Origin of the sequence: Pseudoalteromonas sp. MM17-2 (assembly GCF_022347945.1) — a bacterium.
GTDB lineage: Bacteria > Pseudomonadota > Gammaproteobacteria > Enterobacterales > Alteromonadaceae > Pseudoalteromonas > Pseudoalteromonas ruthenica.
Genome location: NZ_JAKRFV010000001.1, coordinates 153223 through 168517, shown reverse-complemented (window position 1 = coordinate 168517; position 15295 = coordinate 153223). Strand labels below are relative to the sequence as shown.

At 46.8% G+C, this 15295-nt stretch carries 14 protein-coding genes; 9 read left to right on the top strand and 5 right to left on the bottom strand.

Annotated features, from left to right (window positions below; translation table 11 throughout):
- Positions 1-32: 32 nt before the first annotated feature.
- Positions 33-1661 (bottom strand): M28 family metallopeptidase, encoded by a 1629-nt coding sequence (locus MHM93_RS00800; protein ID WP_045978337.1) that lies wholly within the window; start codon positions 1659-1661, stop codon positions 33-35.
- A 108-nt stretch (positions 1662-1769) separates the two neighbouring features.
- Here MHM93_RS00800 and MHM93_RS00795 point away from each other — a divergent pair, with 108 nt between their 5' ends.
- The 8 genes from MHM93_RS00795 to MHM93_RS00760 all read left to right on the top strand — a co-directional run bounded on the left by MHM93_RS00795 (position 1770) and on the right by MHM93_RS00760 (position 8811).
- Complete coding sequence (locus MHM93_RS00795; RefSeq protein ID WP_239447577.1) at positions 1770-2579, top strand: DUF3025 domain-containing protein; 810 nt, start codon at positions 1770-1772, stop codon at positions 2577-2579.
- Positions 2579-3370 (top strand): ATP-binding cassette domain-containing protein, encoded by a 792-nt coding sequence (locus tag MHM93_RS00790; protein ID WP_045978335.1) that lies wholly within the window; start codon positions 2579-2581, stop codon positions 3368-3370. The genes MHM93_RS00795 and MHM93_RS00790 overlap by 1 nt, the downstream gene beginning before the upstream one ends.
- The gene (locus MHM93_RS00785; RefSeq protein WP_239447576.1) at positions 3363-4571 is read left to right on the top strand and encodes an ABC transporter permease; all 1209 of its coding nucleotides are present in this window, start codon (positions 3363-3365) and stop codon (positions 4569-4571) included. Before MHM93_RS00790 ends, MHM93_RS00785 begins: the two co-directional genes overlap by 8 nt.
- Positions 4572-4671: 100 nt before the next feature.
- Positions 4672-5946 (top strand): hypothetical protein, encoded by a 1275-nt coding sequence (locus MHM93_RS00780; protein ID WP_239447575.1) that lies wholly within the window; start codon positions 4672-4674, stop codon positions 5944-5946.
- Between the two features lie 107 nt (positions 5947-6053).
- Entirely contained in the window at positions 6054-6803 is a 750-nt protein-coding gene (locus MHM93_RS00775; protein ID WP_239447574.1) for a hypothetical protein, read from the top strand.
- 50 nt (positions 6804-6853) lie between these two features.
- The gene (locus MHM93_RS00770; protein ID WP_239447573.1) at positions 6854-7993 is read left to right on the top strand and encodes a hypothetical protein; all 1140 of its coding nucleotides are present in this window, start codon (positions 6854-6856) and stop codon (positions 7991-7993) included.
- A 12-nt stretch (positions 7994-8005) separates the two neighbouring features.
- Positions 8006-8545, top strand: a complete 540-nt coding sequence (locus MHM93_RS00765) for a tetratricopeptide repeat protein (RefSeq protein ID WP_239447572.1) — start codon at positions 8006-8008, stop codon at positions 8543-8545.
- 80 nt (positions 8546-8625) lie between these two features.
- Complete coding sequence (locus tag MHM93_RS00760) at positions 8626-8811, top strand: hypothetical protein (protein WP_239447571.1); 186 nt, start codon at positions 8626-8628, stop codon at positions 8809-8811.
- A gap of 79 nt (positions 8812-8890) precedes the next feature.
- Here MHM93_RS00760 and MHM93_RS00755 read toward each other — a convergent pair whose 3' ends face one another.
- The 3 genes from MHM93_RS00755 to MHM93_RS00745 all read right to left on the bottom strand — a co-directional run bounded on the left by MHM93_RS00755 (position 8891) and on the right by MHM93_RS00745 (position 12912).
- Positions 8891-10147: an aromatic amino acid transport family protein gene (locus tag MHM93_RS00755; protein WP_239447570.1), complete on the bottom strand. Its 1257-nt coding sequence runs from the start codon at positions 10145-10147 to the stop codon at positions 8891-8893.
- Positions 10148-10356: 209 nt separating this feature from the next.
- The gene (locus tag MHM93_RS00750) at positions 10357-11934 is read right to left on the bottom strand and encodes a peptide MFS transporter (RefSeq protein WP_239447569.1); all 1578 of its coding nucleotides are present in this window, start codon (positions 11932-11934) and stop codon (positions 10357-10359) included.
- A 177-nt stretch (positions 11935-12111) separates the two neighbouring features.
- Positions 12112-12912, bottom strand: a complete 801-nt coding sequence (locus MHM93_RS00745; protein ID WP_022946567.1) for a UDP-2,3-diacylglucosamine diphosphatase — start codon at positions 12910-12912, stop codon at positions 12112-12114.
- Between the two features lie 327 nt (positions 12913-13239).
- On the opposite strand from MHM93_RS00745, the gene MHM93_RS00740 reads away from it, so the two are divergent.
- A complete protein-coding gene (locus tag MHM93_RS00740) occupies positions 13240-13476 on the top strand; it encodes a DUF333 domain-containing protein (RefSeq protein WP_053910467.1) in 237 nt (78 codons plus the stop codon).
- Positions 13477-13510: 34 nt separating this feature from the next.
- Here MHM93_RS00740 and MHM93_RS00735 read toward each other — a convergent pair whose 3' ends face one another.
- A complete protein-coding gene (locus MHM93_RS00735; RefSeq protein WP_239447568.1) occupies positions 13511-15238 on the bottom strand; it encodes a proline--tRNA ligase in 1728 nt (575 codons plus the stop codon).
- Between the last annotated feature and the right edge of the window lie 57 nt (positions 15239-15295).

Genomic DNA, 15295 nt, shown 5'->3' with positions numbered 1-15295 from the left:
ACACTATAGTTTAATCTAAATGATAATTAAACCTATTTAGATCTTTGGAATTCCGCGTCTGCATACCACTGCGGCCATTCGCTTTGCTGTGAGATGTCATAGCCCACTTTATAGAACAGCTGCAAATCCTGTACTGCACCGGATAAATCCCATTCATCGCGGTAGCGATCGCAAGGCTGGTGATAACAGCCGCGCAACACTAGGCCCATACGTTTACGATACTTAGCCGTTTGCGCATCTGCAGGCTCACTGCCACCCCCGGCGTACATCGCTGGCACACCCATGTTGGCAAAGGCAAAGTGATCAGAGCGATAATACCCACCTGAGCTTGGTTTAGGGTCACCAGACACACTGCGCTGCTGCATTTTAGCGGCTTCGCTTAGCATATCATCAAGTTCAGACTTACCCATGCCGACAACGCTGATATCTTTAACCTTACCGAGTAGGTTCAAGCTGTCCATATTGATATTGGCAACGGTTTTATCGATATCGATAACTGGGTTAGCAGCGTAGTATTTTGCCCCTAACAGACCTTGCTCTTCAGCAGTAACGGCTAAAAACGTCATCGAACGGTCTGGGTTTTTGGGCAATGTGGCAAAGGCTTCAGCGACTTCAATCATACCGCCAGTGCCGGTGGCATTATCATGTGCGCCATTATAAATCTGGTCGCCCTTACGATTCTTATCGGTTCCTAAGTGATCCCAGTGCGCGGAGTAGATAATGTGCTCATCAGGTTTCGTGCTGCCCGGTAGCGTGGCGATAAAGTTATAGGAAATCGATTTTTTGATTTCGCTGTTTACTTCAACGCTGGCAGTTAAATCGCCCATATCAACATGGTAAGCACCTTCGCTTGCACGTTGTTTAGCTTGGTCAAAGTCCAGACCGGCTTTTGCGAATAGCTCTTTGGCTACATCCACAGTCACCCAGCCTTCCACCGCCACGCGGTCCATATTGTTGTTGTCTTTTTGGAAACCAAACTGGGGGCCGCTCCACGAGTTTTCGACCACCGACCACGGGTAAGATGCAGGTGCGGTCTCGTGCACAATAATAGCACCAGCAGCGCCTTGGCGGCTTGCTTCTTCGTATTTATATGTCCAGCGGCCATAGTAGGTCATGGCATCGCCGGTGAACAACTCCGGATCTTTGGTCGCAAACCCTGGGTCGTTAACTAGCATCACCACGGTCTTGCCTTTTACATCAAGGCCTTCATAGTCGTTCCAGCCATATTCTGGGGCATTCACACCATAGCCAACAAATACCAGCTCAGAATCATTGATGGCTTCTTTAGCACTAATACGGCTGGTCCCCATGACCATGTCTTTTTTATATTGGTAGTCTTTACCACCAATATTAAGGGTCATATTGGGGTCCGCTTCAATCGACACCAGCGGCACTTCTTGTAAGAAGCTATCACCATTGCCGGGCTTAAAGCCTAGGGCCGTAAATTGTTCGGTGAGATAAGCCAGCGTAAGCTCTTCGCCTTTGGTTGACGGAGCACGTCCGCCAAACTCATCGGAAGCCAGTGTTTTAACGTGCTGCGCGAGTTGTTCAGCGTTGATGCTGTTCCAGCCCGCCATAACGTCTTGTTCAGTAATTTGTGTGCTTGCACAGCCAGCAAGGATGCCGCCGGCAAGTAAAGTCAGTGGGAAATAGCGTTTCATATTTATTCATTTCATTGCTATAAGACGAAAGCCAGTATAAGGATAGCGATGAAATTACACCAGTTTTTGCGCTAAACTAGGCAAAATTTACGGTTAAAATAAGTAGTAATGAAACGTTTTACTCCCTATCCACAGTGGCGCACTGATTGTTTACAAGGTGGTGCATTCGCCCACCTCAATGCCCTGTTTGCTTTAGAGCAATATCGCGACTGGCCGAGTTTAAGTGAGTTAAACCAACATCAATTGGTGAACGCCCAAGGTTTGGCCATAGAATTTATAGCCAATAGCGAGTTTGAACTGGATGGGCGCTATTATGAGCAGTTCATTTATGAAACTGGCAAAGTCCCCACGCGCAGCGAAAACTGGCATGATCTGTTTGGTGCCTATATATGGCAGCTATTTCCTAAAACCAAGGCCTTACTCAATCGCTTACATATTGAGGAAATGGCCCTGCAAACCTGCTCTAAGCGCAGTAAAACCCGTAATGCACTGACCTTATTTGATGAATGTGCCGTGGTATTAGCGGTGAGTGACCCCAGTTGGATAACCGCCTTTCGCCAACACCAGTGGCAGGAGGTATTTGTAGAGCGCAAAGAGCAGTGGCAACATAGCATTCGTGCCTATACCTTTGGCCATGCTAATTATGAAATGCTGACACAGCCGTTTATTGGCTTAACGGGGAAAGCGTTATTTATCGACGTTGACGCTGATATATTTTGTAAAGATTTAAGTGCCCAATACCGCTACCTCGATGCGCGCCTATATGAGATGATAGCCGAGCAAAATGTGTTGGCTGATAACTCGCAGCTATCCCCGCTTCCCTTGCTCGGGGTGCCGGGATGGTATGACGATAATGTCGACCCGAATTTTTATGCCAATACGGACTACTTTCGACCAAAACGAAGGAACACAAAATAATGATAAGAGTGAATGGGCTACAGAAAAAGTTCAAACTCACCAAAGACCATAAGAAAAATGTCAAAGAGTCGCAGCAAGACCCCCGTGAAGACAAAGACTTTTTCCATTCGGTGCGCGATGTCAGTTTTCATTGCAATCAAGGTGAAGTGCTGGGGTTACTTGGGCCTAATGGCGCCGGTAAAACCACCACGCTACGAATGTTATCAACCGCATTAAAACCCGACTCAGGAAGCATTGAAGTCAATGGCGTGGACGCGGTTAAAAAGCCCTTAGCGGGGCGCAAAGCTATTGGTTTTCTCTCAGGGTCTACAGGCTTGTATGGGCGCTTAACAGCGAAAGAAAATGTTGAGTACTTCGCCAAGCTCCATGGTCTGAGAGGTTCGGCGCTCGCAGAGCGTTGTGAAGAGCTGTTTACCTTGTTGGATATGCACAGCTTTTTGGATAAACGAGCCGATAACCTGTCTACCGGAATGAAGCAAAAAACCAATATCGCCAGAGCCGTGGTACATAAGCCCGATGTGGTGATATTGGATGAGCCCACCACAGGCTTAGATATTATGACCACGCAAACGGTGATTAACTTTATTAAAGGCCTTAAAGAGCAGGGCACACCGGTGATTTTCTCGACCCATCATCTCGATGAAGTTGCGTTATTGTGTGACCGCGTCAGCGTTATTGACTTAGGGGTCACTTGCTTTGACGGCACCTTAGCGCAGTTTAGCGAGCAAGGGCGCGCGACAGCGCTGAACGACGCGTTTATGAACATTCTTGAGGATCATCGCCATGTATGAAGTATTTTTAAAGGAAATAAAAGAGCTGTTACGCGATAGAAAAACGCTGATGTTCGTGGTTGCGCTGCCGCTGCTTATTTTTCCGATAATTTTTGCGCTTATTGGCTTTTTAGCATCGCAGGCCGCGCTTGAGGCCAAGCAGGAAGTGCACACATATGTCATCGTTAATGCCCAATATGCAGAGCCTTTCGCGAAGGAAGTCTTTTTTCATAAAAGCTTTAAAGAGCTTGAACAAAAGCATTCATACCAGAGCATTGATGACTTAAAAGCGGCGGTGGAAGCAGGAACCATTGATGTCGGTATTTATATTCCACACGATGCGCAAGGGGCGCTGGATAACGGTGAACAAAGCACCTGGCAAGTTATATTTAATGATGCGCAAACCATCAACTTCTTATTTACCAACTTGAAAGAAGTGGCGGACAAATACGCGCAGCAACTACAAAGTGCCAAGCTTATTGAGCTTGGGGTCAGTGAAGATGCTCAGGCGGCGTTGCTACAGCCCATTGAGCTTGAGAAGGTCAATACCGCCGATCAGCGCGAGAATCTCGGTGAGAAAATCGGTGCCTATATCCCTTATCTGCTGCTACCTTTAGTGCTGACCGGCGCTATGTATCCGGCCATTGACTTAGGGGCCGGTGAAAAAGAGCGCGGTACTCTGGAGACCCTATTATTGACGCCTCTATCACGCACTCAAGTGGTGCTCGGTAAATTCTTAACGGTATTTTGCAGTGGCATTACCAGCGCCATGGTCACGGTGCTCAGTTTTGGCTTATGGATCACCCTGGCTGGGCAATTTATTGAGCTTGATATGCTTAAAGAAGCCTTTGGTACGGTAATGGTGACCGACTTATTATTAATTTTGTTGCTATTAATTCCAGTTGCGGCGATTTTCGGCTCTTTAGCGCTGACCATTTCTATTTATGCGCGCAGCTTTAAAGAAGCACAAAACTACATGTCGCCGCTGTCATTTTTAGTGTTCATCCCTATCATTGTCGCCATCATGCCGAATATGGAATTGACCGCTAAAACAGCGCTGATCCCTATCACTAATATTTGTCTGGCTATCAAAGAGATCATTAAAGGCACAGTTGATTTGGGCTTAGTGGGACTTATCTTTGCAGCCACCGTGGTGCTTGCCGGGGCGTTACTGGCATTTTGTACCTACTGGTTTAATAAAGAGGATGTGTTGTTTCGCTAAATTAGGTAATTTGGTTAACTAATTGTTACCAGATGTAATATCTATATAAGGCGTTCCTTCTATACTCAGCACTACGCTAAATGGTATAGAAGGAACCGTCATGAATCTTACCCAACCGCTCATCTTGGCGACTAGCATCGCGCTGGTGCTTAGTGGCTGTAACAATGCGACCCCAGTGGCTGATGAAATCCAAAGCGGTGATCCGCTGTTTTGCAAGGCCAGTCAGCAGTGGGTTACCAACCCCAGCAACCCACCGGCAGAAATTCCGGGGGAGGGTGAGAACCTATGTCAATTTTATCAATTTTCTTGGCAGTGGTTTATCAATCTAATGGCAGCGCCGCAATCGACACGCAACTTCCTTGACTCCGGCCAATATCCCTTGTTTTTGGGGACTGAACAAAACTCCTGTGCAACGAACACCGTTGCGTCAAAGCTCTTTATTCGCACGCAGAAAGACAGCCACACTAGCAGCGGTGATTTCACTTTGCCTAGCGGCACCAACCAGGCGCTCAACAACGCAGTTATTTATGACCAACAAGGTAACGTCGTTCTCTACGAGGCTCGCTTTAATAAAGACATGTGTAATGTTGCATCAACCTCGACAACGCTGCCTGCTGGCACGACGGAGATAAAGTCGTCTTGGCGCAAGATCAGCGAACAAGAGAAAAGTGACTATGTGTGGATCCAATCTGATACTAACGCCAACGGCAAGCTTGAGAGCGACGAGATTTACGGTATGGTGGGTTTTCATTTAGTAAAAAGTACGGCGTTGCACCCAGAATTTATTTGGGCTACGTTCGAGCATCGTAGCAACGCTCCCGACTGTCAAACTAAGCCAAAAACGTCGCAAGGGTGGAGTTTTGCCAGTAGCCAATGCGCAAGCTCCTTACCTAACCCGAAAGCGGGCTGTGACTTCAATAAAACAGCGGATATCTCCGGCAGCACACCCTTGACTGGCACACCAACAGAAATTTGCCAGGTCTACGCACAAGGTACACGCGAAGGGGATAATCAAGCGACAAAAAATCGCGCTAATATCACTACCATTAATAAGCAGTTACAAAGCAGCTTTGCCGCCTTGCCTAATAGTAGTGAGCTCCAGGTACTCAGCCAGTACATGTTAGTTGGGGCATTGTGGGTCAGTGATCCCAGTCAACCCAGTAGCCTTGAGAATCAACGAGGCTCTATTCAACTTGCCAATACCACCATGGAGACCAATGCTCAGCAAGGCTTTGGTGAGTTGAGTTACAGTGGTAAAAGTAGCCTGCAACCCGCTGCTAATTGTTTTGCATGTCATGGCTATAGCGGACCGCAAAATAATGCGCAAGTTAGTCATATCTTCACCCATATTCACGGTAGCGGCGAAGGAAAATAGTTAAAGGGTTTTTTCAGCCATGCGCCCTTAGCGGCGCTTTACTTGGCAGCCTAGTTTGCTAATATCGTCCATTATTCAAAGGATTGCTTTATCAGTGGACGATATTTATGCGCTTATTATTGGTATGGCTGGCGATGGTAGCCAGCTCTGCTTCAGCCCAGTCACTTACCCTCGTTTATCAAGTAGACAATCGCCACACCGGTGAGCGCGGTGAAGCGATGTTACATATATCCAATTCGGCCATTGCCAACCATTACCGCTTGCCCGATATGCAGTTATCGCAAATCACCCGGCAAGGCGAAGGCCAGTATGTGCTTATTCATAGCCACAAGCAGATCTTGTTTCGCGACTTTCAGCCTTTTTATGAAAATGCCAGTAGCCAACTTAAAGCTATGGCCGAGAGAATGGGCAAGAGTGAGCAGCAGTTATGGAAGATGATGCTCGACCCTAGCAACGACCCCAGTGCGGCCACTTTCTCTCAGATAAATACACAGCAATACCAAGGGGTACGTGATGAGGTTGTGGTATATCGTGTGCAGACTGAGCAATCGCGACTTAGTGCCTCCGAGCTTGATTGGCTCAAAACTCGTTTAGAGCAGCAGATGCAAATTCCCCAGTCAGGACTGGGGTTAATGGCCGACAACGTCGATGAGTTACTGCGTTTATTTACCTATGATCACGATGCGCTTCCAAGTCGCATAGAGGATCTTGATAGCGGCTATGTATTGACACTACAAAAGCAAAAATGGGGGGCGCTAGAGCCGTCGGCCTTTTCTTTGCCCGCAGGGTATCCTAAAAAAGACATCACTGAACAAACTCTCAACCTCATGGAATACCTGCAAAATTTAAACGAGTAGGAAAGCTCAAACTAAACCAAATCAAAGCTCGGTCATAAAAAGGAATAAAAATGAGCCAAGGATTACAGATAAAATCGTTGCGGGAGTGGATAGCGACCATTTTAGCTGGCTTCTTTTCACTGTTAGTCGTCCTAGCTATCGTTAGCGGTGATATTGAGTCAGTTGTAATAAACACGCTGTTTACCTTGTTGCTTGCGGCTTATCAGCGGCGCTTTATACTCGATAACGACGCTCTGCTAATTCGCAGCCAACTAAAGTTGTTTGGCATCGGGGTGATAACCTTTAGCGTAAAGCGTATTGCGCTGTCATCGCTCAATGAGCTTGTGCTAACGTGTGGGCGCGCTAAAAACGAGTTAATGCTTACCTTTTCATCTGAGCATAGCACCCAAGTGGAGCGCTTCGACTTTAGAGGCCAAGGTGAACTGATCAAGCGTTTACTCGCGGACTCAGGCATTGATTACACCCTACGTAGTAAGGGGACAGCGAGTAAAAAGGGGCACAAAGCCGCTGTAGCCAGCAAAGACACTGTAGCTGATATTTTCTATCGCCATACTTCTCCTGGCGAGATACTCTCAAGCCATAGCGTGTCGCGCTTTGCGATGCCACTGCCAAACAGTCAACGTAAGACTGTATATATTGCGGTCGCTTTTGGTTTGCTAATAACTATAGGCGTTGTGAGCTCCTCCCAAAACTGGATTGCTGGGTGTGTTCTTTTAGCGCTGACCTACCTGAGTTATTGGCTGGTTCGAGCCCATTTATGTAATCAGTATTACTTTATCGGCCAATCACCTCAAAGCGATATTGTGGTTGACGAGCAGTATTTACAACTCCCAGCACTGCTGTTTGCAGACAAAAAAGCGCGTAAGGTAGCAAAGGAGCAAGTCCGCTCGATAGAGGCAAGATGGAATTATTACGTAGTAGATAGCTATTCCATTGGCTGGTCTCGACGCAAAATTAAACGCCCACACGTGGTGTCATTAACCTTTATAACCGACGAAGGCCCGACTATTGCAGTGAGCAATATGGCCATCAATGGTCAAGCGCTGTTATTAGCGCTTACCCATATGAACTATCCGGTATCGCTTGAGCGCTCAACAAAACAGGCACTGCCGATGCTGTTTCATATACGTATTGCCGTTTTATTGGGCGTTGTTGGCATTATCATCTCATCGATGATTCGTTTTCTATAAATAAGGATTGTTATGAAAAAACTAACGTTAATAGTCTTGCTGGGGATTATCAGTAGCACCGCATCTTATGCTCAACAAGTGAAAACTGATAACTCACTGAAAGCCACGTTGTTTGGCAAAGACGATAGTAATCTTGATATCCAACTGGAGAAAGCTAAACAGGGGGATGCACAAGCTATGGCTCGCTCTGGTTGGCTTTTTGCTCTGGGGTTGAAGCCAAATTATGATAAGTCGCACTATTGGCTCAATAAAGCTATCGAAAACGGAAACACAACCGCGTTCTATTTTTATGCAAAATTATATGAAGAGGGAAATTTTGGCGACAAGAATCCTGAAAAGGCGTTCGATTATTATCAGCAGGGCGCTGACAATGGCAATTTAACCGCTATGTACTACGTATATGAAGCCTATCGAGATGGCAAAGGTGTTGCCGTGGATGAGCAAAAAGCCGAGGAAGTGCTCAATGAGTGTGCCAAGGCCGGTGGAGAGCTTTGTTCTGGATGGAAAGAGTTTAAAGACAACCTCAAACGTTCCAGAAAACAATCAAACTAAGCAGGGGCTGCCAATTTAGCGCTGTTCGCTCAGTTTCAATGTGCATAAAGTGCATAGGGATAAAAGAAGGAAAGACACAAATGAAAGGACAAGGATTAGGGCTGTTAGTGGGGACTGTGGGGATCTCATTACTGTCATTTGCTGCGGTGAAGCTATTTTTATTTGTTGAACCCCCTGGGTTTATCAATATTGGAATGATGGCCGTGGGCATTATACTGTGTTTATCGAGTCTCTTTCTCGTTACGCGTAAATCCCTAAACCTTTAAGCGTTCCGCTTTCTAGATACAGATATAAAAGGGTTTACAGGGAGTCAGCGGCAGCCGTCATGGTTGCCGCTGCAAACAACTAACCTATCAAGTTATACAGAAGCGCAGAGACGGCTAGTACACCTACAAGTAACACAAAGTACGTACTCAGCTTGCCTTTGTAACGTGCAAGGGAAGGGACTTTGTACACTGCAATCATCGGCATAATAAATAAGATCATCGCGATGATTGGACCTGAAATCGCCCCCATCATATCCAAAATACTGGGGTTATAGATGGCGCAAATCCAAATCGCTACAAACATCAAGGCAACACCTAGCTTATCCGCCGCCTGATAACTTAACTTCGAATGCTTAACCGCTAAGCCATTGAAGCTCTCGCGTGCTCCCAAGAAGTGACCAAAAAACGACGAGGTGATGGCAATAAAGGCCACCAAGGGGCCAACATAGGCCAAAAGGGGGTTGTCATAGGTATTAGCAAGATAAGAGAGCACGGAAATATTGGCTTCCTTTGCGGCTTCAAGTTGTTCAGCACTGAGCGCAAAAACACATGAAAATACAAAAAGAAGTACAAAACTTATCAGCATAATTGCAGTGTACTTGAGGATTTTGTCAGACTTTACACGTGCACTTTGGCCATAATGACGACGCTGTGCATTGGCAAAGCTGGAGATCGCCGCAGCATGACTAAAAGAAAATACGATAACAGGCACGGCCAGCCATAAGTTCTCAATAAACTGCGGTGCTTGGGCGATATCTGTACTGGGGATCTGCCAGTGTGGCATTAAATACAGAGATAAACCAAACAGTACCGCAACTAAAGGGTAAACCAGGATGGCAAAGGCGCGCAGCATTAGCTTTTCGCCTCCGAGCATCACGGCCACCATGGCTGCCACCAACACGCCGGACAGTAGCGCTCGAGGCGGTTGTGCAAAGCCCAGTTGATGCACGATAAAGTCATTCACGGTGTTGGTTAGGCCGACTCCGTAAATAAGTAAAATAGGGAAGATAGATAGAAAATACAGCAGTGAGATTAATCTGCCAGCGCCAGCACCGAAGTGTTCTTGCACCACATCAGTGAAGTCACTGTCGTCGTGTTTAGACGATAACACAAAGCGTGCTAAGCCTCGGTGCGCGAGGTAGGTCATTGGGAATGCGGCACAGGCCATAATGATGAGGGGCCAAAAGCCGCCGAGGCCGACATTAATGGGTAAGAATAAAATACCTGCACCCACTGCGGTGCCAAATAAACTTAATACCCAATGGGTATCGTGGCGAGACCACGCCGGTGCTGTGGTGGTGCCTTCACCACCGAGCACATGTTGAGAGGAACTCATAGATACTACCTTTGAACTGCATAAAAACGTGGCAATCATACAGAATTTGGCAAGGTAATTCATACTTATGCCAAAAATTGTTATAGCAATCCAACTTTGGTCGTATTAATTAGAATAACTAGCTAAATGATGTTCTTTTTTTAGCCAAAGAGTGTGGTGTTGAAATAAAAACGGCCCTAAATAGGGCCGTTGGCAGTCGTGATTTAGTATTAAACCTTTTGTTCTGCAGGTTGTTCGCTTGGGTTTGGTTCAGGAACTTCTGGGGCATTTTGGCCCGCGCGCTCCCAATACTTCGCTTTGAAGTTAAACAATACCAAGATAATACCTACACCAATACTGAACAAGGCTATTTGCATGTACAGGCCAGGGATTTCTTGAACGTTTTCTGGGTCAAAGCTACCAGCTAGTAAGCCAGAGATAATATTACCAATGGAGTAGGTAAGAACAAATACGCCCATCATTTGGCCCACATAACGTGCAGGCGACAAACGGCTTACCGCACTGAGTGCGACTGGGCTGAGGCATAGCTCACCTACCGTATGTAGGAAGTAAGTGGTAATAAGCCAGTAAGGTGCGACTTTCAGACCATCAGCAGCATATTGCGCGGCAAAGAACATGACCAAAAAGCCAGTTGCCATAATGATAAGACCCACGGCACATTTAACGCTGTACGATGGCGTGATCATGCGCTTGGCAAGGTTAATCCACAGTGCTGCAAAAAATGGTGACAGTATGATGATGAAAAATGAGTTCGCTGACTGGAACCATGCTGTTGGGATCTCAAAAGAGCCCAGCATACGGTCGGTGTAGTCGCGAGCGAATAAGTTCAACGATGAACCAGCCTGTTCGAACCCTGACCAAAAACACGCTGAGGCTACACAGACTAAGAATAGTGCCCACATGCGTTGCTTTTCATCGTCTGTTAGCTCACCTAAAAAGTAGATGTAGCCAAAGTAAATGAAAAAGGTAATGGTAAAGACGATGGCTACCGAGCCCGCTAAAGCGACCGGGTCAATGACCAACCAGCCATTGTGTGCAGCGTAAACAGTCAGTGCGACCATCGCAATTGATGCGCCAATAACAGTCCAAGCAAGCGATGCGCCCTTGGTCGACAATGGGTTTGCTGGCTTATCATTGATGCCGCGAATACTACCTTGAGTCAGGCGGTACTGCACTAAACCGATGGCCATGCCCACGGCTGCTGCACCAAAGGCCCAGTGCCAACCGACATTTTCCATAAAGTAGCCACATACACCGTAGCCAATCATAGAGCCGAGGTTGATGCCCATGTAATAAATTGCGTAGCCACTGTCGCGACGCTCATCTTCGGTTTTATACAGCTGACCTACCATGGCACTGATGTTTGGTTTTAATAAACCGGTACCGGTAGCAACAAATATTAAGCCGATAAAGAACGAACTAGGGTGGGGAATTGCGAGGATAATATGGCCGATCATAATAACGATACCGCCATACCAGACAGTTCGCTGACCGCCTAACAGGCGATCTGAGATCCAACCACCGGGTAAGCCAAGGAAGTAGACTGCACCGGTATAGAGGCCGTAAATTGCCGCAGCAGACGCTACCGTGAAGGCCAAACCTTCCTCTTGCAGCGATGCGGTCATAAACAGCACTAGCATGGCACGCATGCCGTAGTAACTCATGCGTTCCCACATTTCTGTGAAAAATAGGGTTTGTAACCCTTTGGGATGACCGAAAAAGGCGGTATCCAATTTTGAATCCCCAGCCGCCGAAGTCGGTGGCGTGGGTATCTGCTCATCAGACATAGATTCACTTCCATTATTGTCGTTATAGTGAGCAGTTATTAGTACGTGAAATAAGCTCAATATGCAACCAAATCGCGCCTTACAGAGGCTAGATGGTTAGATTTATAGCAATAGCTGTGAATAAATTAATCAACCTCGGGCGTGTCGTTGAATAATGCCTACGGTCACGTAATGAATTTATGCTGCCTTGCTATTCACTTCGCTTAACGGGTTTGAAGCCATCACATGCTGGGTGTCTGACCAATGTAAAAGCTCAATACGGCCCTGATGATTCTCGACCAAGGCGCTACAGTTCTCTATCCAGTCGCCATCGTTACAGTAAATAATACCATCACTGACACGTAGCTTGGGTTGGTGAATATGACCACAGACAATGCCGTCATAGCCCCGGCGCTTGGCCTCGTGAATGGCCGCATCTTCAAATGCTGTAATCGCTTGTTGGGCCTTGTGTACACGAGATTTTAACCACGCTGCTAAAGACCAATAGCGGCCACCAAAAAGGCGGCGTACGCGATTATGCCAGCGATTTAAAAACAGCAAAAAGTCATAGGCGGCGTCGCCGATAATACTGATCAGTTTGCTGTAACGCGTTGCAGAATCAAAGTCATCACCGTGCAAGATAACAAAGCGCTTACCATTACCTGTGGTATGCACAAATTGCCGGTGTACTTCCACGCCCATGAGCAGCTCTTTATCATACTTACGAAAGGTTTCATCGTGATTACCTGGTACGTAAATGACCCGTGTGCCTGCTTTTACTTTCTCCTGCAGTGCTTGCAGTACATGGTAGTGACTGGAATGCCAAAAGAACCGCCTTTTCATTGACCATAAATCAATAATATCGCCCACTAAATAAAGTGTATCGCACTGAATATGGGCTAAGAAGTCGAGTAAATAGTCGGCTTTACAATCTTTGCAACCTAAATGAATATCAGAGATAAATACGGCCGGGTAATGGGTGGTTTTACGTTGTTTCATAATGGTGTGACTCGCAGCGTAATAATAGTGAGGCTAGAGCGTAGCGATGACAAAAAAAAGACTAAAAAAAGAACAATCCGTGACAACTATCGGATCTGCTTGTCTAACGGTATAAGCCTGATTATTATTGCGACCTTCAGCCAGCCTTGGTAAGCAAGTGCTGGGAGACAATGAGCCAATATGACAGCAAAGCAATGGTTTGTTCGCTTTAACAGGCTTTACGCTTTGCAAGAACCGGTCATTTTGGCGATGTTTTAGCAGTGCCTCGTCGACCATAAAACTTGGGTGTAACGAGGATAAACGCGTAAAGCGTAATAGGAGAGCAACATGAAGTATCGTTTAGCTGGGCTGTGTATCGTGTTAACAGCTGCGCTTAGCGGTTGCCAAGACGAGCCATTAACGCAACAACTGCCTGTGGATATGAGTAATCCCGCTGCAAAATTCTGTGTTGATCAGGGCGGGCAATACCTTGTTGAGCAACAGCCCCAAGGCGAGAGCAGCTTTTGTGTATTGGATAACGGCTCAAAAGTTGACGCGTGGGAGTTTTTCCGCAAATACCAGTAACAAAAAAGCCAGTCTCTCGACTGGCTTTTTTCGTTTATGCTTTAGCAAGCTCGGCAACAATGGCGGCTACCGCACCATCAATATCCAGCAACTGCTTTTCACCTGTACGGCGGTTTTTAAGCTCTACTTGATCATTATCGAGGTTGCGCTCACCAATCACTAAGGTCAGTGGCACACCCAGTAGTTCCATATCGTTAAACATGACGCCAGGGCGCTCTTTGCGGTCGTCAAAGAGTACATCAATGCCAGCTTGTTGCAATTCGCTGTAAAAGCGCTCAGCAATATCAGGGATACGATGTGACTTGTGCATATTCATGGGCACGATAGCCAGTTCGTATGGAGCGATATTTTTCGGCCAAATAATGCCGTATTTATCATTGTTTTGCTCGATGGCAGCGGCAACGATACGGGATACACCGATACCGTAACAGCCCATGGTCATGGTCTGGTTTTTACCACTTTCTGCCAATACTCCGGCTTTCATAGCCTCGGAATACTTGGTGCCAAGCTGGAAGATATGACCAACTTCAATCCCTCGTTTAATACTCAAAGTACCGTTACCACAAGGGCTCGGATCGCCATCAACCACGTTACGAATATCCGCAACTTGGTAGCCATTGACGTCGCGATCCCAGTTGATGCCACTGAAGTGCACATCATCTTCGTTGGCACCGGCGACAAAATCTGCCATCACCGCCGCTGAGCGGTCAACAATAATCGCTGTATTTAAGCCAACAGGGCCTAAAGAGCCAGGACGAGCGCCTACTGTTTTAACAATGTCCGCTTCGCTCGCCATTTCCAGTGGTGCTTGCACGCCTTCAAGCTTCTCTGCTTTGAGTTCGTTGAGCTCATGATCGCCACGCAGTACTAAAGCAACCAGTGGGCGTTGCTCTTGCTCGTCTGCTTCGCCGTAAACAAATAAAGTTTTCACACCACGGTGCGGCTTAACGCCGTAATGCTCTTTAAGTTCAGCAATGGTTTTTGCTTTCGGGGTATCGAACTTTTGCAATTCTTTGCTGGGCTCAGGACGGGCTTCGCTCGGGGCTTTTGCCTCTGCCTTTTCGATATTTGCAGCATAATCACTGCCATCACTGAAGGCGATAGCGTCTTCACCGGATTCGGCCAATACGTGGAATTCATGAGACAAATTACCACCAATGGAACCGGTGTCTGCAAGAACTGGGCGGTAATCTAAGCCTAAACGGTCGAAAATATTGCAATATGCTTGGTGTAGCTTTTCATACGTTTGCGCTAAACACTCGTCACTTAGGTGGAACGAGTAAGCGTCTTTCATGACAAACTCGCGCGAGCGCATGATGCCAAAACGAGGACGAATTTCATCGCGCACTTTGGTCTGTACTTGGTATAAGGTGATTGGCAGCTGTTTGTAGCTACTAATTTCTTTACGCACGCAATCAGTGATCACTTCTTCGTGGGTAGGTCCTAACGCAAAAGGGCGTTTATGACGGTCTTCAATACGCAAAAGCTCAGGACCATATTGTTCCCAACGGCCCGACTCCTGCCACAACTCAGCAGGTTGAATGATGGGCATGAGCATCTCAATGGCGCCAGCCTTATTCATTTCCTCACGAACAATGTTTTCAACTTTTTTCAGCACTTTAACGCCGGAAGGCAGCCAAGTGTATAGGCCGGAGGCGAGTTTGCGGATCATGCCCGCACGAAGCATGAGCTGGTGGCTCACCACCTCGGCATCTGAGGGCGTCTCTTTCAGGGTCGCAAGTAAATACTGACTGGTACGCATGAATATTCCGTTTTTTATTTAATGATTAATAGGTAAGAGCGCTAGTTTAGCAGCGCT